At 69.9% G+C, this 19,335-nt stretch carries 17 protein-coding genes; 8 read left to right on the forward strand and 9 right to left on the reverse strand.

Annotated features, from left to right (window positions below):
* Window positions 1–138: 138 nt before the first annotated feature.
* The 3 genes from RWE79_RS20395 to RWE79_RS20405 all read right to left on the reverse strand — a co-directional run bounded on the left by RWE79_RS20395 (window position 139) and on the right by RWE79_RS20405 (window position 3,796).
* The gene (locus RWE79_RS20395) at window positions 139–1,089 is read right to left on the reverse strand and encodes a pirin family protein (protein WP_475941501.1); all 951 of its coding nucleotides are present in this window, start codon (window positions 1,087–1,089) and stop codon (window positions 139–141) included.
* 177 nt (window positions 1,090–1,266) lie between these two features.
* Window positions 1,267–1,713 (reverse strand): SseB family protein, encoded by a 447-nt coding sequence (locus RWE79_RS20400; protein WP_475941502.1) that lies wholly within the window; start codon window positions 1,711–1,713, stop codon window positions 1,267–1,269.
* 19 nt (window positions 1,714–1,732) lie between these two features.
* Entirely contained in the window at window positions 1,733–3,796 is a 2,064-nt protein-coding gene (locus RWE79_RS20405) for an ATP-binding SpoIIE family protein phosphatase (RefSeq protein ID WP_475941503.1), read from the reverse strand.
* A 146-nt stretch (window positions 3,797–3,942) separates the two neighbouring features.
* On the opposite strand from RWE79_RS20405, the gene aspS reads away from it, so the two are divergent.
* Together aspS and RWE79_RS20415 are read left to right on the forward strand one after the other, a co-directional pair.
* Window positions 3,943–5,718, forward strand: coding sequence for an aspartate--tRNA ligase (aspS, locus tag RWE79_RS20410; RefSeq protein WP_475941504.1), 1,776 nt, complete (start codon window positions 3,943–3,945; stop codon window positions 5,716–5,718).
* A 121-nt stretch (window positions 5,719–5,839) separates the two neighbouring features.
* Window positions 5,840–6,727 (forward strand): intradiol ring-cleavage dioxygenase, encoded by an 888-nt coding sequence (locus RWE79_RS20415; RefSeq protein ID WP_475941505.1) that lies wholly within the window; start codon window positions 5,840–5,842, stop codon window positions 6,725–6,727.
* A 23-nt stretch (window positions 6,728–6,750) separates the two neighbouring features.
* Here the strand turns inward: RWE79_RS20415 and RWE79_RS20420 are convergent, their stop codons facing one another.
* Window positions 6,751–7,020: a DUF1876 domain-containing protein gene (locus RWE79_RS20420; protein WP_475941506.1), complete on the reverse strand. Its 270-nt coding sequence runs from the start codon at window positions 7,018–7,020 to the stop codon at window positions 6,751–6,753.
* A 147-nt stretch (window positions 7,021–7,167) separates the two neighbouring features.
* Between RWE79_RS20420 and RWE79_RS20425 the strand changes: the two genes are divergently transcribed.
* Window positions 7,168–7,632 (forward strand): CBS domain-containing protein, encoded by a 465-nt coding sequence (locus RWE79_RS20425; protein ID WP_475941507.1) that lies wholly within the window; start codon window positions 7,168–7,170, stop codon window positions 7,630–7,632.
* Here the strand turns inward: RWE79_RS20425 and RWE79_RS20430 are convergent.
* The 3 genes from RWE79_RS20430 to RWE79_RS20440 all read right to left on the reverse strand — a co-directional run bounded on the left by RWE79_RS20430 (window position 7,620) and on the right by RWE79_RS20440 (window position 10,592).
* A complete protein-coding gene (locus RWE79_RS20430; RefSeq protein WP_475941508.1) occupies window positions 7,620–8,000 on the reverse strand; it encodes an anti-sigma factor antagonist in 381 nt (126 codons plus the stop codon). The two genes, RWE79_RS20425 and RWE79_RS20430, sit on opposite strands and share 13 nt — an antisense overlap.
* Window positions 8,001–8,095: 95 nt before the next feature.
* Window positions 8,096–9,517 carry an aldehyde dehydrogenase family protein gene (locus tag RWE79_RS20435; protein ID WP_475945962.1) on the reverse strand — a complete coding sequence of 474 codons (1,422 nt, stop codon included), beginning with the start codon at window positions 9,515–9,517 and terminating at the stop codon, window positions 8,096–8,098.
* 205 nt (window positions 9,518–9,722) lie between these two features.
* Window positions 9,723–10,592, reverse strand: a complete 870-nt coding sequence (locus RWE79_RS20440) for a helix-turn-helix domain-containing protein (RefSeq protein WP_475941509.1) — start codon at window positions 10,590–10,592, stop codon at window positions 9,723–9,725.
* A 191-nt stretch (window positions 10,593–10,783) separates the two neighbouring features.
* Between RWE79_RS20440 and RWE79_RS20445 the strand changes: the two genes are divergently transcribed.
* Window positions 10,784–11,266 (forward strand): ATP-binding protein, encoded by a 483-nt coding sequence (locus tag RWE79_RS20445; protein ID WP_475941510.1) that lies wholly within the window; start codon window positions 10,784–10,786, stop codon window positions 11,264–11,266.
* Here the strand turns inward: RWE79_RS20445 and RWE79_RS20450 are convergent.
* Window positions 11,258–11,491: a DUF397 domain-containing protein gene (locus tag RWE79_RS20450; protein ID WP_475941511.1), complete on the reverse strand. Its 234-nt coding sequence runs from the start codon at window positions 11,489–11,491 to the stop codon at window positions 11,258–11,260. The two genes, RWE79_RS20445 and RWE79_RS20450, sit on opposite strands and share 9 nt — an antisense overlap.
* 283 nt (window positions 11,492–11,774) lie before the next feature.
* Between RWE79_RS20450 and metG the strand changes: the two genes are divergently transcribed.
* From metG to RWE79_RS20465, 3 genes are all read left to right on the forward strand, one after another.
* A complete protein-coding gene (gene metG, locus RWE79_RS20455) occupies window positions 11,775–13,499 on the forward strand; it encodes a methionine--tRNA ligase (RefSeq protein ID WP_475941512.1) in 1,725 nt (574 codons plus the stop codon).
* Between the two features lie 38 nt (window positions 13,500–13,537).
* On the forward strand, window positions 13,538–15,556 hold the full coding sequence (locus RWE79_RS20460; RefSeq protein ID WP_475941513.1) for an autotransporter: 2,019 nt from the start codon (window positions 13,538–13,540) through the stop codon (window positions 15,554–15,556).
* A gap of 199 nt (window positions 15,557–15,755) precedes the next feature.
* Window positions 15,756–15,881, forward strand: a complete 126-nt coding sequence (locus RWE79_RS20465) for a hypothetical protein (RefSeq protein WP_475941514.1) — start codon at window positions 15,756–15,758, stop codon at window positions 15,879–15,881.
* A 67-nt stretch (window positions 15,882–15,948) separates the two neighbouring features.
* Here RWE79_RS20465 and RWE79_RS20470 read toward each other — a convergent pair whose 3' ends face one another.
* Window positions 15,949–17,112, reverse strand: coding sequence for a magnesium and cobalt transport protein CorA (locus RWE79_RS20470; protein ID WP_475941515.1), 1,164 nt, complete (start codon window positions 17,110–17,112; stop codon window positions 15,949–15,951).
* A 159-nt stretch (window positions 17,113–17,271) separates the two neighbouring features.
* Between RWE79_RS20470 and RWE79_RS20475 the strand changes: the two genes are divergently transcribed.
* On the forward strand, window positions 17,272–19,293 hold the full coding sequence (locus RWE79_RS20475; protein ID WP_475941516.1) for a transglycosylase domain-containing protein: 2,022 nt from the start codon (window positions 17,272–17,274) through the stop codon (window positions 19,291–19,293).
* Window positions 19,294–19,335: the final 42 nt, after the last annotated feature.

Consider the following 19,335-nt stretch of genomic DNA (forward strand, 5'->3'; position numbering starts at 1 on the left):
TGAACGTGTGGGTACGCAGTCCTCGCAGCTTTGTCACTTACCGGTAAGTCATGATGCTACCGGTCGGTAATAAGTTGCAACCCCTACCCGGCCAACTGTGACGGAACTCCCGTGACGGGGTCACGGGAGTCCGACGGGTCAGGCGCCGGCCGGGATCGTCCCGAGGCGGCCGGCCTGGAAGTCCTCGAAGGCCTGGGCCAGTTCGGCGTGGGTGTTCATCACGAACGGGCCGTACTGCATCATCGGCTCGCGGATCGGCAGCCCGCCGAGCAGGACGACCTCGAAGTTGGGGCTGCGGGACTCCTGGGTCTCGTCCGCCCGGATGGTGAGGGAGTCGCCGCGGCCGAAGACCACGGACTGGCCCATCCGGAACGGGCGGCCCTCCGGGCCCGCGAAGCCGCGGCCGGCCAGGCCGTACGCGAGGGCGTTGAAGTCCTCGCGCCAGGGCAGGGTCAGCTCGGCGCCGGGGTTCACGGAGGCGTGGATCATGGTGATCGGGGTGTGGGTGGCACCGGGGCCCGCGTGGCCGCCGACCTCGCCGGCGATGACGCGGATGAGGGCGCCGCCGTCCTGGGAGGCGAGCAGCTTGATGTTGCCGCTGCCGATGTCCTGGTACTTCGGCGGGATCATCTTGTCGCGCTTGGGCAGGTTGACCCAGAGCTGGAGGCCGTGGAAGAGGCCGCCGCTCATGACCAGGGACTCCGGCGGGGTCTCGATGTGCAGCAGGCCGCTGCCCGCCGTCATCCACTGGGTGTCGCCGTTGGTGATGGTGCCGCCACCGCCGTGCGAGTCCTGGTGGACGAAGGTGCCGTCCATGATGTAGGTGACGGTCTCGAAGCCGCGGTGCGGGTGCCAGGGGGTGCCCTTGGGCTCGCCCGGGGCGTACTCCACCTCGCCCATCTGGTCCATCATGATGAACGGGTCGAGGTTCTTGTAGTCGATGCCCGCGAACGCGCGGCGGACGGGGAAGCCCTCGCCCTCGAAGCCGCTGGGGGCGGTGGTCACCTGGAGCGCGCGGCGCGCGGTGCCCTCCGCGGGGGCCGGGACGCGCGGCAGGCTGAGCGGGTTCTCTACGGTCACGGCGGGCATGGTGGGCCTTCCTGGTCCGGGATGGTCAGATGTTCAACTTTCAATTTAGTTGAATGGTGAACATCTGCAAAGTATTCCCAGCCGTCCGCGGAGCAATGACGTCCAGCCACCTGCGAAGCAACGGCGTTTAGCCGTCCGCGAAGCAATGGCGTCCAGCCGTCTGCGAAGCAATGGCGTCTAGCCATACATACGACGCATCGTGAAGTCGACCATCTGCTCCACGGCCTTGGCGTCGAAGACCATCCGGTGCTGGCCCTCCATGTCCAGCACGAAGCCGTAGCCGGTCGGGAGGAGGTCCAGGACCTCGGCGCCCGTGATCACGAAGTACTTGGAGTCCTTGCCCGCGTAGCGGCGCAGCTCCTTGAGCGAGGTGAACATCGGGATCACCGGCTGCTGCGTGTCGTGCAGCGCCAGGAAGCCGGGGTTGTCACCGCGCGGGCAGTAGACCTTGGACGAGGCGAAGACCGCCTGGAAGTCCTCGGCCGACATGGAGCCGGTGGTGAAGGCGCGGACGGCGTCGGCCAGGGACGGCGGTGAGGGCTCGGGGTAACCGGCCCCCGGCATGCCCCCGGCCATCGGTGGTGCGGCGCCCTGCGGGTTCACGTTCTGGTCGTAGCCGTACACACGGCCAGCGTACCGCTGCCTACCGCTCGTACAGCTCGAACCAGATGGACTTGCCGTCCCCGCGGGGTTCGACGCCCCACGTGTCGGCGAGGCTCTCGATCAGCAGCAGCCCGCGCCCCGACGAGGCCATCTCGCCGGGGGTGCGGCGGTGCGGCATGTCGTCGTTGCCGTCGGTCACGTCGATCCGCAGCCGCCGGCCGCCGGGCATGCCGAGCAGGCGGGCGGTCAGGGCGGCGTTCTCGTCGGTGTGCACCAGGACGTTGGTGACCAGCTCGGAGACGAGCAGCACCGCCGCGTCCACGTGGTCCGGCACCTGCCAGTCGTGCAGCAGGGCGCGGATCTCGTGCCGGGCCTCGCTGATCTGCCGGGGCTCGGACTGCGAGACGGTGAGGAAGATCCGCCGGGAGGGCAGGTCGCAGGTCGCGCCCTCCACCTCGCGGCGCATCAGCAGCAGTGCGATGTCGTCCTCGCGGCGGTCGGAGAGCGGGCCGGTGGTGCGGTGGGAGAGGGGGCCGTGGACCGCCTCGACCAGGGTGTCGGCGAGGGTCTCCAGGCTCCCGTCGACCAGACCGGTGCTCAGGACGGCGCCCAGCCGCTTGAGGCCGGTCTCCATGTCGTGGCCGCCGGTCTCGATCAGCCCGTCGGTGCACAGCAGCAGGATCTCGCCGGGGGACAGCTCCAGCCGGGTCGTGGGGTAGTCGCTGTCGGGGAGGATGCCCAGCGGCAGCCCGCCCCGGGTGTGCCGGGGCAGGGTGGTGCCGTCGGTCAGCCGGATCACCGGATCGGGATGGCCGGCCCGTACGACGTCGAGCGTGCCGGCGTCGGGGTCGACCTCCATATAGAGGCAGGTGGCGAACCGCTCCTGGGTGAGCCCGGCCAGAAACCGGGAGGTCCGCGACATCACCGCGTCCGGGTGGTGCCCCTCGGCGGCGTAGGCGCGCAGCGCGATCCGGAGCTGGCCCATCAGCCCGGCCGCCTGTATGTCATGGCCCTGGACGTCGCCGATGACCACGGCGGTACGCCCGGTGGGCAGGTCGATCACGTCGTACCAGTCGCCGCCGACCTGGAGGCCGCCGCCGGTGGGCACGTAGCGGGCGGCCAGCGACAGCCCCTCGACGCCGGGGGGACCGGCCGGGAGCATGGTGCGCTGGAGGCCGTCGGACAGCTCGCGCTCGGACTCGTGGAGGTTGGTACGGGACAGGGCCTGGGCGAGCATGCGGGCGACGGTGGTCAGCACCGACCGCTCGTCCGGGGTGAAGGCCACCTGGTCCCCGAAGGCGGCCAGCCAGGCGCCGATCGGCCGGCCGGCCACGATCAGCGGCAGAAAGGCCCAGGACTGCCGGCCGAACCTGCCGGCCAGCGGCCAGGTCGTCGGATACCGCTCCTCGTACGCCTTCGCGCCGGACAGGTACACCGCGTGGCCGGTACGGACCACCTCGGCGGCCGGATAGTCGGTGGCCAGGGGCATCTCCACGAACGGCACCTCGTCGCCGGGCCGCTGGCCCTGGTGCCCTATGACCGACAGGCGGTCGCCCTCCACCCCGAACACGGCGAAACCCTCCGGGGAGAACCCGGGCATGGACAGCCCCGCGGCCACCCGCAGCACCGCCTCCGTGCTGCCCGCCTCGGCCAGTGCCCGTCCGGCGTCCAGCAGGAACGCCTCCCGGGAGCGCCGCCAGTCGCCGGGGTGACCGGGCGTGCCCGGGGCGTCCGCCGCGGTGCCGGCGGAGGTGCGCACCTCGTGCACCGTGCCGACCATCTCGGCCGGCCAGCCGTCGGGCCGGGTCACCGCCCAGGTGCGCATCATGACGGTGCGCAGCACGGTGTGGTCGGGGTTCACCACCCGCAGCACCGTCTCGGCCACCTGGCGCTCGACGATGGCCAGCGCGACCGCCGAGAGCATCTCCACGTAGTCCGAGGCGTGGTAGCAGGAGCGCACGGCGCCCACGTGTACGGTGACCGCTTCGCCGCCGTCGTTGATGCCGAGAAGGCGGGCGGTCACGGCGTCGAGGTACACGTCGTCGTCATTGGTCCACCGCCAGACTCCGGTGTCCACGGCGGCGAGCACGTCCTCGGTGCGCATTGCTCCACTTTATTGCGATATGGCCGGATCATACGAATGCGGGCGGGGGCCCTGTCGCCGGTAGGCTATTAGGGCCCTGCTGCGAAATCCACGTAATCGACGTACATCCACGTACTTCAACGAATCCGACGACTTGGACGAACGAGATGCATCGGTACCGGTCCCACACCTGCGGTGAACTGCGCGCCACTGACGTAGACGCCGACGTGCGCCTGAGCGGCTGGCTGCACAATCGTCGCGATCTGGGCGGCATCCTCTTCGTCGACCTGCGGGACCACTACGGCCTCGTCCAGCTGGTCGTCCGGCCGGGCTCGCCCGCGTACGACGCGCTGAGCGGCCAGTCCAAGGAGTCCGTGATCCGGATCGACGGCCGGGTCGTCGCGCGCAGCGCGGAAAACGTCAACCCCGACCTGCCGACCGGTGAGGTCGAGGTCGAGGTCTCCTCCTTCGAGGTGCTCGGCGCCGCCGACCCGCTGCCCTTCCCGGTCTTCCCGGAGGACAACGCCAACGAGGAGGCCCGGCTCACCAACCGCTTCCTCGACCTGCGCAGGCAGCGCATGCACCGCAACATCATGCTGCGCACGCAGGTCATCTCCTTCCTGCGCAGGGAGATGACGGCGCTCGGCTTCAACGAGCTGGCCACCCCGATCCTGTCGGCGACCTCCCCCGAGGGTGCCCGCGACTTCCTGGTGCCCTCGCGCGTCCACGCCGGCAGGTTCTACGCGCTGCCGCAGGCGCCGCAGCAGTTCAAGCAGCTGCTGATGATCGCCGGTTTCGACCGCTACTTCCAGATCGCGCCCTGCTTCCGCGACGAGGACTCCCGCGCCGACCGCTCGCCCGGCGAGTTCTACCAGCTCGACGTCGAGATGAGCTTCGTCGAGCAGGAGGATGTCTTCGGCGTCATCGAGAAGGTCATGACGGACGTCTTCGAGGAGTTCGGCGGCGGGCGGCACGTCACCTCCCCCTTCCCGCGCATCCCCTTCCGGGAGTCGCTGGTCAAGTACGGCAACGACAAGCCCGACCTGCGGGCCAAGCTGGAGCTGGTCGACGTCTCGTCGGTCTTCGCCGACAGCGGCTTCAAGGCCTTCGCCGGCAAGCACGTCCGGGCGCTTCCGGTGCCGGACACGGCGGGACAGTCGCGCAAGTTCTTCGACGGGCTCGGTGAGTACGCGGTCGAGCACGGCGCCAAGGGTCTGGCCTGGGTCCGGGTCGGCGAGGACCTGACGCTGACCGGCCCGATCGCCAAGTTCCTCACCGAGGACGACACCAAGGCGCTGCTGGCGGCCGTGGACGCCAGGCCGGGGCACGCGGTCTTCTTCGGCGCGGGCGAGTTCGACGAGGTCTCCAGGATCATGGCCCCGGTCCGGGTCGAGGCCGCGCGCCGGGCCGGCCACTTCGAGGAGAACGTCTTCCGGTTCTGCTGGATCGTCGACTTCCCGATGTTCGAGAAGAACGAGGACACCGGGCGGATCGAGTTCTCCCACAACCCGTTCTCCATGCCGCAGGGCGGCCTGGAGGCGCTGGAGACCAAGGACCCGCTGTCCATCCTGGCCTGGCAGTACGACATCGTGTGCAACGGTGTGGAGCTGTCGTCCGGCGCCATCCGTAACCACGAACCCGACGTCATGTACAAGGCCTTCGAGATCGCGGGCTACGACCGCGACACCGTGGAGGCCGAGTTCGGCGGCATGCTGCGCGCCTTCCACTTCGGCGCCCCGCCGCACGGCGGCATCGCCCCGGGTGTCGACCGCATCGTCATGCTGCTCGCCGACGAGCCCAACATCCGCGAGACCATCGCCTTCCCGCTCAACCAGAACGCCCAGGACCTGCTGATGGGTGCCCCGAGCGAGGTCGACGAGACACGGCTGCGCGAACTGCACATCCAGCTGCGCAAGCCGCAGGCGGCCAAGCCCGCGAAGTAGCCGGCGAAGTAGCCTGCTACGAAAGGATTCCGCCCCCGGAGGCCACCGCCTCCGGGGGCGAATCCGTTTTCACAGCTCGCGCACAGTCTCCACGCGGCACGTTCCTTATAGCCTCATGTACATGACAGACATTCAATTCCCCCCACAGAGCAGTGAACTGACCAGGCGTCGGGTCCTGGCCGCCGGTGGTGCCGGTGTCGGTGTCGCGGCCCTGGGCATCGGCGGCGCCGCGGCCGCCGCGGCCTCCTCCCCCACGGAGGCCCCGGCGGCGGCGACGGCCGACTCGTCGGCGGACGCGTGCTACGCGCTCACCGCCGAGACCACCGAGGGCCCGTACTACCTCGACTACGACCTGTTCCGTCGTGACATCACCGAGGACCGTGCCGGCATCCCGCTGGACCTGCGCCTGAAGGTGATCGACGCCGAGACGTGCAGGCCGCTCAGGCACGCCGCCGTCGACATCTGGCACTGCGACGCGTCCGGCGTCTACTCCGGCTACGACGCCGCGGGCCCCGGCGGCGGCGGTCCGCCTCCGACCGACGCCCCCACCGGCCCACCGCCCAGCGGCGGCCCCGGCGGCGGTGGCGGCGGACACGCGGAGCCGACCAACGACCTGACGTTCCTGCGCGGTTCGCAGTTCACCGACCGGCACGGCATCGCCCACTTCCGGACCGTCTTCCCCGGCTGGTACCCGGGCCGCTGTGTGCACATCCACGTCAAGGTCCACGTCGGCGGCACCCTCACCGACGACGGCTACGAGGGCGGCAACACCGCCCACACCGGCCAGCTGTTCTTCGCCGAGGAGGCGGTGCTCGCATCGGCCGAGGTCGAGCCGTACGTCTCCAACACCGCGCGGCGCGTCACGCTCGACGAGGACGGCATCTACCCGGGCGGCGGCGCCCAGGGCGGCCTGCTGCACCTGCACTACCGTCCCGGGCACATCGCCAGGGGCGTCCGGGGCCACCTCACCCTCGGCGTCGACCCCGAGGCCGACAGCACCGGCGAGTAGTACCGCCTCCCCGGCGCGCGGAATCACATGCGCGGATGCGCCGGCATGTGCGTGACGTCCTCGATCTCGTGGGCGGCCTTCCCCAGCAGCTGCCGGGCGAGGTCGTTGAGGGCGCGGGCCGCCGCCAGTTCCTCACCGACGCGCTCCTGGCCGGGGTCGGAGGGGTGGCGGTTGGCGTGCCCGTGGGAACGGATTTCCGTGCCGTCCGGGAGGCGGACGAGGGCGGCGGCCCGGGTGCGGGCGCCGTCCTCCCGGAAGTCCATCTCGATGTGCCATCCGACGAGGGTCTGCATGGCGACCGCCTCCGCTCTCTCGGGACTCTCCGGTCCGGTCACTGCCATTCCAGGGTGCGCCCGTACCGGCGCGATGGCGAAACACCCGGGGGAGGACCACGATGGAGGAGGAGCGCGGCGGCCGGACGGCTCGACAGGAGGCCCATCATGACCAAGGCTCTGGACATCATGCACACGGGCGCCCTGTGCGTCGGGGAGCGGGAGTCGCTGGCCGACGCCGCGCGGGTCATGCGGGAGGAGCACGTCGGGGCGCTGCCCATCTGCGGTGACGACGACGTGCTGATCGGCATCATCACCGACCGGGACATCGTGCTCCGGTGCGTCGCGGAGGGCCGGGACCCCGAGACGGTGACGGCCGGCGAACTGGCCCGGGGCCGCCCGCTGATCGTCGAGGGCGACGACGACATCGACGAGGTGCTCCAGCTGATGGAGGAGCACCAGGTCCGCCGGCTGCCGGTGATCGACCACCCGGCGCACCGGCTGATCGGCATGATCAGCGAGGCCGACGTGGCCCGCAACCTGCCGCAGGAGCGGGTCGCGGAGTTCGTCTCCGCGGTCTGTGCGCCGGGCGGCCGGACGGCGGCCGGGGCGGCTTCGGATCAGGTGTCGTAGCCGGCCAGTGCCTGCTCCAGGGTCGCGACGGGCCGGAAGGCGGGGAGCAGACCGGTGGCCCGCATGATCCGCAGGGTCATCGGGTGGTCGCAGACCAGCCGCAGCCGCCGGCCGTGCCGGTGCGCCCGGCGGCGTACGCGGCAGAGCACGGACAGGCCGGAGCAGTCCAGGAAGTCGACGGCCCCGAGGTCGATCACCACGTCGGGCCCCGGACCACTGGTGAGCGCGTCCAGGGCCGGCGTGATGACGACCGCTGCCTCGACATCGATGTCACCACGCAGCTCCACCACCACGCACCCGGCTCTCGGGTGCGTGCGCAGGTACCTGCCGAGTGGCCGGTCACCAGGGCTGATCGAAGAATGCGGCACCGGCGCATGAGATCACCGGATGGGGCGTGAGGACGGGATGTCAAGCGCCCCTTCACTCGATCGAGTGAAAATACGCTCGTTCTTCTTGTGGTTCTTCAGGTTCCGCGCCGGACGGAGATCCACTGGGTGGTGGTGAAGACCTCCACGGCCCGGTCACCGTTCAGCGGGCCGGGAGCGGGCCGTCCGTCGGCGTCGGCGTCGGCGTCGGCAGCGTCGGCGGCGGTGCTGCCGCCGCTGCCGCCGTGGACCTGGATCACGCCGGTCCCGATGCGCCGGGCCAGCCGTACGCCCCGCTCCACGTCGGCGGTGTGCACCGCGCCGCTCAGCCCGAACGGGGTGTCCCCGGCGATCGCCACGGCCTCGTCGTCGCTGTCGAAGGGCACGATCACCACGACCGGACCCAGGAGTTCGTGCCGCAGGACCGGGGCGTCGGGCGGCAGGCCGGTCAGGACCGTCGGGGAGACCAGGGTGCCGTCGGCGCTGCCGCGCAGCAGGACCACCGCGCCGTCGGCGACGGCCCGGCCGACCTGGGCGGTGACGGCGTCGGCCTGTGACTGGTCGATGAGCGGGCCGATCCGGGTGTCCGGGTCGGCCGGGTCGCCGACCCGCAGGGCGGCCACCCGCGCGGTGAAGCGTTCGCCGAACCCGGTCAGCACCGAGCGGTGGACCAGGACGCGGCCGGCCGCGGTGCAGAGCTGGCCCCGGCCGGTGAACCGGCTGCGGACGGCGGCGTCGGCCGCGCGGTCCAGGTCGGCGTCGTCCAGGACGACGACCGTGCTGGTGTCGCCGAGCTCCAGCACCGTGCGCTTGAAGTGTCGGGCCGCGACCGAGGCCACATGGCCGCCGGCCCGGTCGGAGCCGGTGAAGGTGATGACCCGTGGCACCGGGTGCTCGATGAAGGCGTCGCCGATCTCCGCTATGTCGGTGACCACGACATTGAGCAGCCCGGCCGGCAGCCCGGCCTCCTCGAAGATCCTGGCGACCAGGGTGCCGCCGGTGACCGGGGTGTTCTGGTGCGGCTTGAGCACCACCGCGTTGCCCAGTGCCAGTGCGGGCGCCACCGAGGTGAGGGCGTGCAGCAGCGGGAAGTTGAAGGGGCCGATCACCCCGACCACGCCGACCGGCAGCCGGTGGGCGTGGTTCTCCTCGCCCTCCACCGGGGACGGCCCGATCCGGCCCTCGACCCGGGCGGTGCTCCGCGCGGCCTCGTGCAGCACCTCCCCGGCGAGCGCGATCTCCAGGGTGGCCCGCGGCTGCGTACTGCCGAGTTCGCCGGTCATGATCCGGGCGATCTCGCTCCCGCGCTTGTCCAGCACGTGTGCCGCCCGCTCCAGGACACCGCGCCGCTCGTGCGGTCCGAGCGCCGCCCAGAGCCGCTGGGCGCGTTCGGCGGCGCGGTAGGCCCGGTCGATCTCCTCCACGGTCGCCGCCGTGATGGAGGCGATCTTGTCCCCGTTGTACGGATCGAAGTCGACGACGTCCCACGAGCCGCCACCGGGCAGCCACTCTCCGTCGATGTACTGGTAGGCGAGCCCCGAGAAGTTCGAGTAGTCCGAGTGGTCCGAGGAGTCCGGGAAACCAGAGAAACCAGAAGAACCAGAAGAACCAGAAGAACCAGAAGAACCAGAAGAACCGGCCACAGCGTCCCTTTCACGAACCCCCGTAACCCCTTGCCGAACACAGGAGTTGATCCCCGCTCATGCTACGGGTGAAGCCCGAGGGTCACATATCGCGGAGAATATTCCGCAGCCGGGCCGCCGTCTTCTCAGGAGACAGGCTGTTCGCACACAGGATCTCCATGGCTTTTCCGTACTGGTCGACCTCGTCGCGCTTGTCGATATACATGGCGCCGGTGAGCTGTTCGACGTAAACCACGTCCGCGACATCGGACTCGGGGAAGCGCAGCATCGTGAAGGGCCGGCCGCCCGCCGCCGGATATCCCTCGTACTCCAGGGGCAGTACCTGGATCGACACGTTCGGCCGCTCGCCGATCTCCAGCAGGTACTCGATCTGGGCCCGCATCACCGGCGGCCCGGCGACCCGGCGCCGGATGGCGAGTTCGTCCATGACCGCCACGATGCGCGGCGCCCGCTCGGAGACCAGCAACTTCTGCCGTTCCAGGCGCAGATCGACCCGGCGCCCGATCTCGTCCCTGGTCGCCCCGGGGTGGCCGAGCGAGTAGACCTGACGGGTGTAGTCCTCGGTCTGCAGCAGTCCGTGCACGAACTGCACCTCGAAGGTGCGGATCTCGGAGGCGGACTCCTCCAGTCCGACGTACGTCTGGAACCAGGAGGGCAGTACGTCGCCGTAGCCGTGCCACCAGCCGGCGATGTTCGCCTCGCGGACCAGCGACAGGAGCGCGTCGCGCTCGGACGCCTCGGTGATGCCGTACAGGGTGAGCAGGTCGGCGACATCGCGCTCCTTGAAGCTGACCCTGCCCAGCTCCATCCTGCTGATCTTCGACTCCGACGCGCGGATCGAGTAGCCCGCCGCCTCACGGGTGATGCCCTTGGACTCCCGCAACCTGCGCAGCTGGGAGCCCAGGAGGATGCGGCGCACCATTGATCCGCTTCCGGGCTGAACTGTCGCCATATACGCCCACCTTCTCCCCGTGGCACCAGCAGTGTGCCACTAAGCGGCTGCGTTGCGTATGTGAACCGTCACCCTCGATCGCCACGGAAGCATCACATGCATCGAGTCTTGCAAATGCACGTGCATCCGCCCTTGCATCGTCGCCGGGGGATCAGAGACGATGTTGCACGTGCCGATACCGGGTGGTGCGCATGTGGACTGAGGGCGCGACCGCGTCGAAGCCGTTATGGAATGGGCTGGTCCCTGAGCGGCTGTCACCGTCGAGCGCCATCTCCTGCGCGCTCCCGCCCCGCTACGAGGCCGTGCGCGACGCGCGCCGCTTCACCCGCGCCACACTGCGGCACTGGGAACTCGAAGCGCTGCTGGACGGCGTGGAGTTGGTCGCCTCGGAGCTGGTCACCAACGCGCTGCGCTACGCGCTGCCGGAGGATGCCCCGGACGGCTCTGTCCGGCTCAGCCTGGTGCGTTGGTCGACGCGGGTGGTGTGCGCCGTCCGTGACCCCAGCTGCTACGGGCCGGTCACCAAGGTGGCCGACTTCGTCGCGGAGTCGGGGCGCGGGCTGCACCTGGTGCAGTCGTTCAGCGAGACCTGGGGCTGGCACCCCATCAGTGGCACCGGAAAGGTCGTCTGGGCTCTCTTCCGGCTGCCCGAATCGGAAGAAAACTCACATTAGGTGATCGAACTCGCCGTCCTTGACGCCGAGTATCAACGACTCGATCTCGGCCCGCGTGTATATCAGCGCCGGCCCGTCGGGGAAGCGTGAATTCCGTACCGCGACATCGCCGTCGGGCAATGCGGCCATTTCCACGCAAGTGCCATTCGCGTCGCTGTGCCGGCTCTTCTGCCACGCCGCGCCCCGGAGCTCGGTCGCTGCCATGCCGTTATACGTGTGGCGCATGTGACTCTCCAGGGAGCGTTTGAACGGGTGAACCGTGAACTGCCTTGTCAGATGGGGGAGATGATAACCACGAAAAAAATCCTGTGCATGTGCACGTGCATGTGCACGTGCAGTCACTGAGGGTGAGTGGGGCCCGTTATCCCCTCAACGCGCCGACCGGCGCGGATTCTCCCGCTCCGCGTATGCCCTGCGGGCGGCCGGTCAGTCCCTCGCGGTCCGATACGATATTGACGGTCCGTAGAGGAAAATCTCACCCACAGTAACGACCTGGGAGCAGCCGGCAATGGCTCGACACCTCATCACCAGCGCCCTTCCGTACATCAACGGGATCAAGCACCTGGGCAACATGGTGGGGTCCATGCTCCCGGCCGACGTCTACTCCCGTTATCTGCGCCAGCGCGGCCACGACGTCCTCTACATCTGCGCCACCGACGAGCACGGCACCCCCGCCGAGCTCGCCGCCCAGGAGGCCGGTCTGCCGGTCGCCGAGTTCTGCGCCCAGCAGCACGAGGCCCAGAAGGCCATCTACGACGGCTTCGCCCTGGCCTTCGACCACTTCGGCCGCAGCTCCTCGCAGCAGAACATCGAGATCACCCAGACCATCGCGCGCGAGCTGAAGAGCAACGGCTTCATCGAGGAGCGCGCCATCCGCCAGGTCTACTCCCTGGACGACGAGCGCTTCCTGCCCGACCGCTACATCGTCGGCACCTGCCCGCACTGCGGCTACGACAAGGCCCGCGGCGACCAGTGCGAGAACTGCACCCGTGTCCTGGACCCGACCGACCTGATCGACCCCCGCTCGGCCATCAGCGGCAGCAGCCGGCTGGAGGTCCGCGAGACCAAGCACCTGTTCCTCCTCCAGTCCAAGCTGGCCGGCGAGGTCGAGGCCTGGGTCGACGAGCACGGCAAGGACTGGCCGGTGCTGGCGTCCTCCATCGCCCGCAAGTGGCTGAGCGAGGGGCTCCACGACCGGGCCATCACCCGTGACCTCGACTGGGGCGTCCCCGTCCCCGCCGACGCGTGGCCCGAGCTGGCGGCCGAGGGCAAGGTCTTCTACGTCTGGTTCGACGCCCCGATCGAGTACATCGGCTCCACGAAGGAGTGGGCGGACCTCGACCCGGCGAACCGGGACTGGAAGTCCTGGTGGTACGACGTCGACACCGACGTCCGCTACACCGAGTTCATGGCCAAGGACAACGTCCCCTTCCACACCGTGATGTTCCCGGCGACGCTGCTGGGCACCCGCGACAAGTGGAAGAAGGTCGACTACGTCAAGGCCTTCAACTGGCTCAACTACTACGGCGGCAAGTTCTCCACCTCGCAGCGGCGCGGCATCTTCACCGACGCCGCCCTGGAGCTGCTGCCCGCCGACTACTGGCGCTACTTCCTGATGGCCAACGCGCCGGAGTCCGACGACACCTCCTTCACCTGGGAGCACTTCGCCGCCACGGTCAACAAGGATCTCGCCGACACCCTCGGCAACTTCGTCAACCGCGTGCTGTCCTTCTCCCGCAAGCGGTTCGGCGACGAGGTCCCGGCCGGCCGGGAGGCCGGTGAGGCCGAGGCGAAGCTCGGCGAGCAGATCGCGGACCTGCTGGCGGAGTACGAGGGCCACATGGAGACCCTGCAGTTCCGCAAGGCCTCCGCGGCGCTGCGCGCGCTGTGGAGCGCGGGCAACTCCTACCTGGAGGAGAAGGCCCCCTGGCTGGAGATCAAGACCGACCAGGACGGCGCCGCCCTCACCCTGCGCACGGCGATGAACCTGATCCACCTCTACTCGGTCGTCTCCGAGCCCTTCATCCCGGCCAGCAGCGCCGCCATGCGCTCGGCGTTCGCCCTCGACGGCGACACCCGCGCGTGGTTCACCGCCGACCAGGCCCGCGCCCTGGACTCGGTGCCCGCGGGTACCGCCTTCACCGTCCCGCCGGTGCTCTTCGCGAAGATCACCGAGGAGGACCTGGAGTCGTACCAGGAGCGGTTCGGCGGGGATCCGGAAGCCGCCGCGTAGTTTCTGTTATCCGCCGTCCCCGCCCGCGTCTCCTGGGTATGACGGCACTACGACGATCGCTCGCGGCAGCCCTTTGCGTGCTGGCCGTACCGCTGTTCGCGCCCGCCACCGCGGCGCGGGCGGCGGGGGCGGACATCACGGCGGACATCCTGGCCGGCCGCAACGTCGTGCTCTCCGGGGACGCGGTGGTGAAGGTCCCGGCCGGCACGACCACGTACAACGGGGTGATCAGCGGCACGGGCACCCTGACCGTGCGCGGCACCGGGACGCTGATCCTGGCCAAGGACAGTGACTTCACGCTGCCCCGGGCCAGGCAGCACCAGTCGGTGAAGGTGCCGGGCGGCAACCACCCGTATGTGACGGTCGGCGACGCGGACCCGCCGGCGATCACGGTGGAGCGCGGGGCGACGCTCCAGTACGGGACGGGCGGCGGGACCGGACTGGTCGGGCACTTCCCGTACAACACGCCGGGGTATCAGCAGAACCAGGACAACATCCGGGTGGACGGGACGCTGCGGCTGTCGCTGACCCGGGCGTTCAACCTGGGGATCATCAGCGGGTCCGGGCTGGTGACGCAGCCGCGGAACATGTGGGGGACGCTGCAGCTCGCGGCGGACAATCCCTTCACGGGGGTGTTCGACAACGGGACGGGCACGGCCTTCGGCAGCGTCAACGCGGCGGCGGCGCTGCCCGGGGCGCGGAAGATCCTCAACCAGGGCTCGTGGATCATCGACACACCGCTCCAGCAGACGGTCGTGCAGCGGCAGGTGTTCTACAACCGTCAGTACGGCAGTGACATCAACGTGCACTCGCGGCCCGGCAGCAAGGTGATCCTGACCGGCTACTACAGCTGGAGCGACGGCGGCGCCGACACCGACCCCACGCTCAGCGACCCGTCCCTGAACTGGAAGCCGGTCGCCCACGACCTGAACAAGCGCGGTACGAACATCGAGGGCGCCGACGTCCAGTGGGGCGACGGCACGACCCGTCAGATCTTCATGCCGGGCACGGCGAAGACGGTCTACATCAACCTCCATGCGGCCAGTGGGGTCCGCAGCCGGCTCACCTTCGCCTACAACGGCCCCGTGACCCTGGGCGCCCCCATCGGTGGCGGCAAGTACCACGACACGCTCGCCGCGCCGGGCGCCGGGGACATCGTGATCAAGTCCGTGCCCGGCAACGACGTCACGTTCGCGGCGGCGCAGTACTACGACGGCTCGACGACCATCGAGAAGGGCGCGACGCTCCACCTCGGCACCGGGAGGACCGGCGGCGACGGCAGCCTGCTCCGGAGCGGCCTCTACCGCATCGTCGACAACGGCTCACTGGTCGTACGGAACCGCACCAAGGCCCTGTCGCTCTCCCGGATCAGCGGGTCCGGCTCCTTCACGCAGGCGGGCACGGCGCGGGTGACGCTGACCGGCTCGGTCGGCCATACCGGGGCGACGACGGTGTCCCGGGGGACGCTGGCGCTGGACGGGGCGAGCCTGAACAGCAGCAGCGGCGTACGGGTCACCGGGTCGGGGGTGCTGGACCTGCGGCGGGCGGGGAAGCAGACCGTACGGAACCTGAGCGTCGCCAAGGGCGGCACACTGCGGCTCGGGGCGAAGCCGCTGACGGTGAGCGGCAAGGTGGCGCTCGGCGGGTCGGTGGAATTCGACCTCGAACCGGCGAAAGTGCTGACTCTCGTCAGGAATTCCGGAAAGGACAAGGTCAGCGGGGCTTTCAAGGGCCTTCCACAGAACAGGACGATCACCGTCGCCGGGGAGAAGTTCCACATCAGCTACACCGCCGGGGACGGTAATGACATCGCTCTGATCAGGGGCGTCGCCAAGAAGGCGACCGTGGGCACGGCCACCGCCTCGCCGGCCGCCCCCGGCGCGGTCGGCGCGACCGGCGCCACGACGGCCGACACCGCCGTCACCGCGACGGCGGCCGACGGCGGATCGCCCTGGCGGGCCGGGGTGTTGGGGCTGTTGGGCCTGGTGGGAGCGGGTCTGTACGTCCTGCGGCGGCCGCGGGGCGGAGGCGGAAGACGTCGGCTGAACGGGAGTTGAGAGGGCGTCAGGACGCGGGCAGGGCCGACTCCGGTTCCGTGGAAGGGGTGAGAAGAAGTCTCATTTCCATCTCAGGGTCAGCTCAAAAACGATGCGTAGTGTTCCTCGTGTCGAAGCCGAAGGGGAGGCGAAGGGGAGCCGAAAAGGCACCCGGAGGCCACCCGGAAGGCGCCCGCGAAACCCTCGAAGGGGAAAAATCATGAGCCTGCGTATTCTCACCCCGGTCGCGAAGAAGAAGCCCGTCGCCAAGAAGGTCGAGCCCGCGAAGCCGGTCGCGAAGAAGAAGCACAAGAAGGTCGTACGCCACCGCCCCATCGGTGGCTGACCGGCTGCCCGAGCGCGGTACCCGCACCGCGGGCGGGTACCGCGCTCAGGCGGCCGGGCCGGCGGCCCTACAGCCAGCCGCGCCGTTTGAAGATCACGTACAGGCTGCCGCAGACCACGGCCATCAGGAAGATCGCGAACGGGTAGCCGAAGACCCAGCCCAGCTCGGGCATGTGCGTGAAGTTCATCCCGTAGATCGTGCCGACGAGGGTCGGCGCGAAGAGGATGGCGGCCCAGGAGGAGATCCGTTTGATCTCCTCGTTCTGCTCGAAGCTCGCCTCGGTCAGCGCCTTCATCTCGGCGTTCTGCTGCTGGGCCACGAGGGTGGCGTTGACGGTGAGCATGTCGGACAGGGACTGCCGGAAGACGTCGACTCGCTCGACGGTGTGCAGCACATGGTCCTGGACGTCCCGCAGCGAGCGCTGCAGCTCCTCGTCGGTGCCGTACTTGGCGAAGCCGGCGGTCAGGGCCTCCAGCATCACGGTCAGCGGCCGGGTCGCCCGCTGGAACTCCAGGACCTCCTGGGACAGCTCGTAGATACGCCGGGAGACCCCCGGGTCACCGCTGAAGACCTGGATCTCGCTCTCGTCGATGTCGTTCTCGACGCCCGCGACGACCGGGGCGTAGCCGTCCACGACCGTGTCGAGGATCGCGTACAGCACCGCTTCCGGGCCGAGTCTGAGCAGGTCGGGGGTGGATTCCATCCGGCGGCGCACGGCGGACAGATCGGGTGCCGCGCCGTGCCGGACGGTGAGGACGAAGCCCGGTCCGACGAAGATGTGCAGCTCGGCGAAGTCCACCTCCTCCGGTGCGTCGAGATAGCGGGCGGCGCGCAGCACCACGAACAGGGTCTCGCCGTACCGTTCCAGCTTGGGCCGCTGGTGCGCCTGGATCGCGTCCTCCAGGGCGAGCGGGTGCAGGTCGAACTCCTTGGCCAGCGAGACCAGCTCTGGCTCGCTGGGCCGGAACAGCCCGATCCACGCCATCGCGCCGGGTTCCTGGCGCAGCTGGGCGTAGGCCTCCGCGAGGGTGCCGGGGGTGCTCACCCGGTGTCCGTCGCGGTAGAGCGCGGCGTCCATCACACTGCCGGCCGCCGGTGTGGCGTCGTCGGCGGGCGGTTCCGGCGCGGCGGCAGCCGCCGCCGCGGTGACCTCGGTCCCGTTGCGGCGGGTACGGCGCTTCGCTGAGCCCGCCAGCGCGCGCAGGGCACGGATAGGACGCTCGGACGACACCTGCGCAGCGTAACCCGCCGCAACCTGGGCCGTGCGGATCCGCGTCGGGATATATGTTCTAGCGGGGGCTTTGGCGACGCAGGGGCTGGGAGTGGCATGAGCAGGCACCGGCAGGCACGGAAGCAGCCGGGTGCGGTACAGACGGTCCGGGAGGCCGTCGTGACCGCACTGCGGGCGGTCACGGCCTTACTGGCGCCGTACGCCGCGCGGCTGACACCGTACGCCGCACGGCTCGCGCCGTACGCGCGCCGCCTGCGCTGGGAGTACCCGCGCCCGGCCCGGCCGGGCTGGCGGCGCTGGGTGCCGTCGTGGCGGCAGTGGCTCTCGCTCGTGCTGTTCTCCCTCGGCACCCTGACGGCGGTGGTGGGCGTGGCCTACGCCCGCACCGACATACCCAAGGACCTGAACTCCTTCGCGACCCAGCAGGACAACGTCTACTACTGGGCCGACGGCACCGAGATGGCCAGGACCGGCCAGGTGAACCGGCAGGAGATGCCGCTCGGCAAGGTGCCGCTGGGGGTGCGCCGGGCGGTGCTGGCGGCGGAGAACCAGAGCTTCTACAGCGACTCCGGGGTCTCGATGAAGGGCATCGCCCGCGCCGTGGTCAAGATGGGCTCGGGCGGCGACACCCAGGGCGGCTCCACGATCACCCAGCAGTATGTGAAGAACGCCTACCTCAACCAGCAGCAGACCGTCTCGCGCAAGGTCACCGAGATCTTCATCGCGGTCAAGCTCGACAAGAAGATGTCCAAGGACCAGATCCTCCAGGGCTATCTGAACACCTCCTGGTTCGGCCGCGGCACCTACGGCATCCAGCGCGCCGCCCAGGCGTACTACGGCAAGGACGTGGGGCAACTCAACGTCAGCCAGGGCGCCTTCCTGGCGTCGCTGCTCAAGGGGGCGGCACTGTACGACCCGGCGATCAGCAAGGCCAACCACGCGCGGGCCGTGGAGCGCTGGAGCTGGATCCTGGACCGGATGGTCGACGCGGGCACCCTGTCGAAGAAGCAGCGGGCGAAGTACACCACCTTCCCCGAGCCGAAGGACCCGCCGAAGCTGGAGGGGATGAACGGCCAGACCGGCTACCTGGTGGAGACCGCCGAGGCGTACGTCAGCGCGCACACCGGCATCACCGACGCCGAGTTCGCGCTCGGCGGCTACCAGGTGCACACCACCTTCGAGAAGCCGAAGGTCGAAGCGCTGGCCAAGGCCGCGAACAAGGCGCTGGGCAAGCTCGACGACAGCGCCAAGGGGAAGAAGGACTCCGCCGACAGCCATGTGCGGGCCGGGGCGGCCTCGGTGGCCACGGACGGGCGGATCGTCGCGCTCTTCGGCGGCCGGGACTATCTCAAACAGGGCTTCAACGACGCCAACTCCTCGATCGTGCCGGCCGGTACGGCCTTCACGCCCTTCGTCTACGCCTCCGCGCTGGAGAACGGCGTCCAGAAGGAGCGTGGTGGCACCCGCACCCCGGTGAGCTCGGCCACCACCTACGACGGCAACGACAAGGTGAAGGTGATGACGCCCGAGGGGCCGTACTGGGGCCGTGACGGGAAGATCGCCACCGGGCGCAACGACCAGCACCGCTCCTGGGGCACGATCAGCCTGGACACCGCGCTGACGCAGTCGGTGAACACCCCCTTCGTGCAGCTCGGCATGGATGTCGGGCTGGCCCGGGTGGCCGCGACCGCGACCGCCACCGGGCTGCTGCACAGCAGCATGGGCGCCCGGGTGCCCGCCTTCTCGACGGGCAACTCGACACCGAGCGCGATCCGGATGGCCGACGCCTACGCCACCTTCGCGGCCGGCGGAAAGCAGGCCGATCCGTACTCCGTGGCGCGCGTCACCCGGCACGGCGGGACGGTCTACACCCGGCATGTCACGACCGAGCGGGCGGTGACCGCGCGGACCGCGCAGACCATCACCGCCGGCCTGCGCTCCTCGGCGGCGTACGGGGCGGGCAAGGCCGCCGCGTCGGCGGGCCGGGGGCTGGCAGCCAAGCCGGGCACCACGGAGGACCGGATGGCGGGGTGGTTCGTGGGGTACGGCACCAAGGTGTCGACGGCGGTGGCGGTGTTCCGGGTCGACCCGAAGAAGCAGGAGCTGCTGCCGCTGCGGACGTCGGTGATGAACGACGCCCCGGCCTCGATCTGGACCTCGTACGTGAAGGCCGGCTCCTGAGGGCCGGATCCTGAGGCCCGGATCCTGAGGCCCGGCCGCAGT

The organism is Streptomyces sp. RLA131, from assembly GCF_056270125.1.

Excerpts from the sequence above, each read along its gene's own strand:
- RWE79_RS20395 (WP_475941501.1), bottom strand. The coding sequence starts at position 1,089 with ATGCCCGCCGTGACCGTAGAGAACCCGCTCAGCCTGCCGCGCGTCCCG.
- RWE79_RS20425 (WP_475941507.1), top strand. The coding sequence starts at position 7,168 with ATGACCAAGGCTCTGGACATCATGCACACGGGCGCCCTGTGCGTCGGG.
- RWE79_RS20465 (WP_475941514.1), top strand. The coding sequence starts at position 15,756 with ATGAGCCTGCGTATTCTCACCCCGGTCGCGAAGAAGAAGCCCGTCGCC.
- aspS (WP_475941504.1), top strand. The coding sequence starts at position 3,943 with ATGCATCGGTACCGGTCCCACACCTGCGGTGAACTGCGCGCCACTGAC.
- RWE79_RS20450 (WP_475941511.1), bottom strand. The coding sequence starts at position 11,491 with ATGCGCCACACGTATAACGGCATGGCAGCGACCGAGCTCCGGGGCGCG.
- RWE79_RS20405 (WP_475941503.1), bottom strand. The coding sequence starts at position 3,796 with ATGCGCACCGAGGACGTGCTCGCCGCCGTGGACACCGGAGTCTGGCGG.
- RWE79_RS20460 (WP_475941513.1), top strand. The coding sequence starts at position 13,538 with ATGACGGCACTACGACGATCGCTCGCGGCAGCCCTTTGCGTGCTGGCC.
- metG (WP_475941512.1), top strand. The coding sequence starts at position 11,775 with ATGGCTCGACACCTCATCACCAGCGCCCTTCCGTACATCAACGGGATC.
- RWE79_RS20415 (WP_475941505.1), top strand. The coding sequence starts at position 5,840 with ATGACAGACATTCAATTCCCCCCACAGAGCAGTGAACTGACCAGGCGT.
- RWE79_RS20445 (WP_475941510.1), top strand. The coding sequence starts at position 10,784 with ATGTGGACTGAGGGCGCGACCGCGTCGAAGCCGTTATGGAATGGGCTG.
- RWE79_RS20420 (WP_475941506.1), bottom strand. The coding sequence starts at position 7,020 with ATGCAGACCCTCGTCGGATGGCACATCGAGATGGACTTCCGGGAGGAC.
- RWE79_RS20440 (WP_475941509.1), bottom strand. The coding sequence starts at position 10,592 with ATGGCGACAGTTCAGCCCGGAAGCGGATCAATGGTGCGCCGCATCCTC.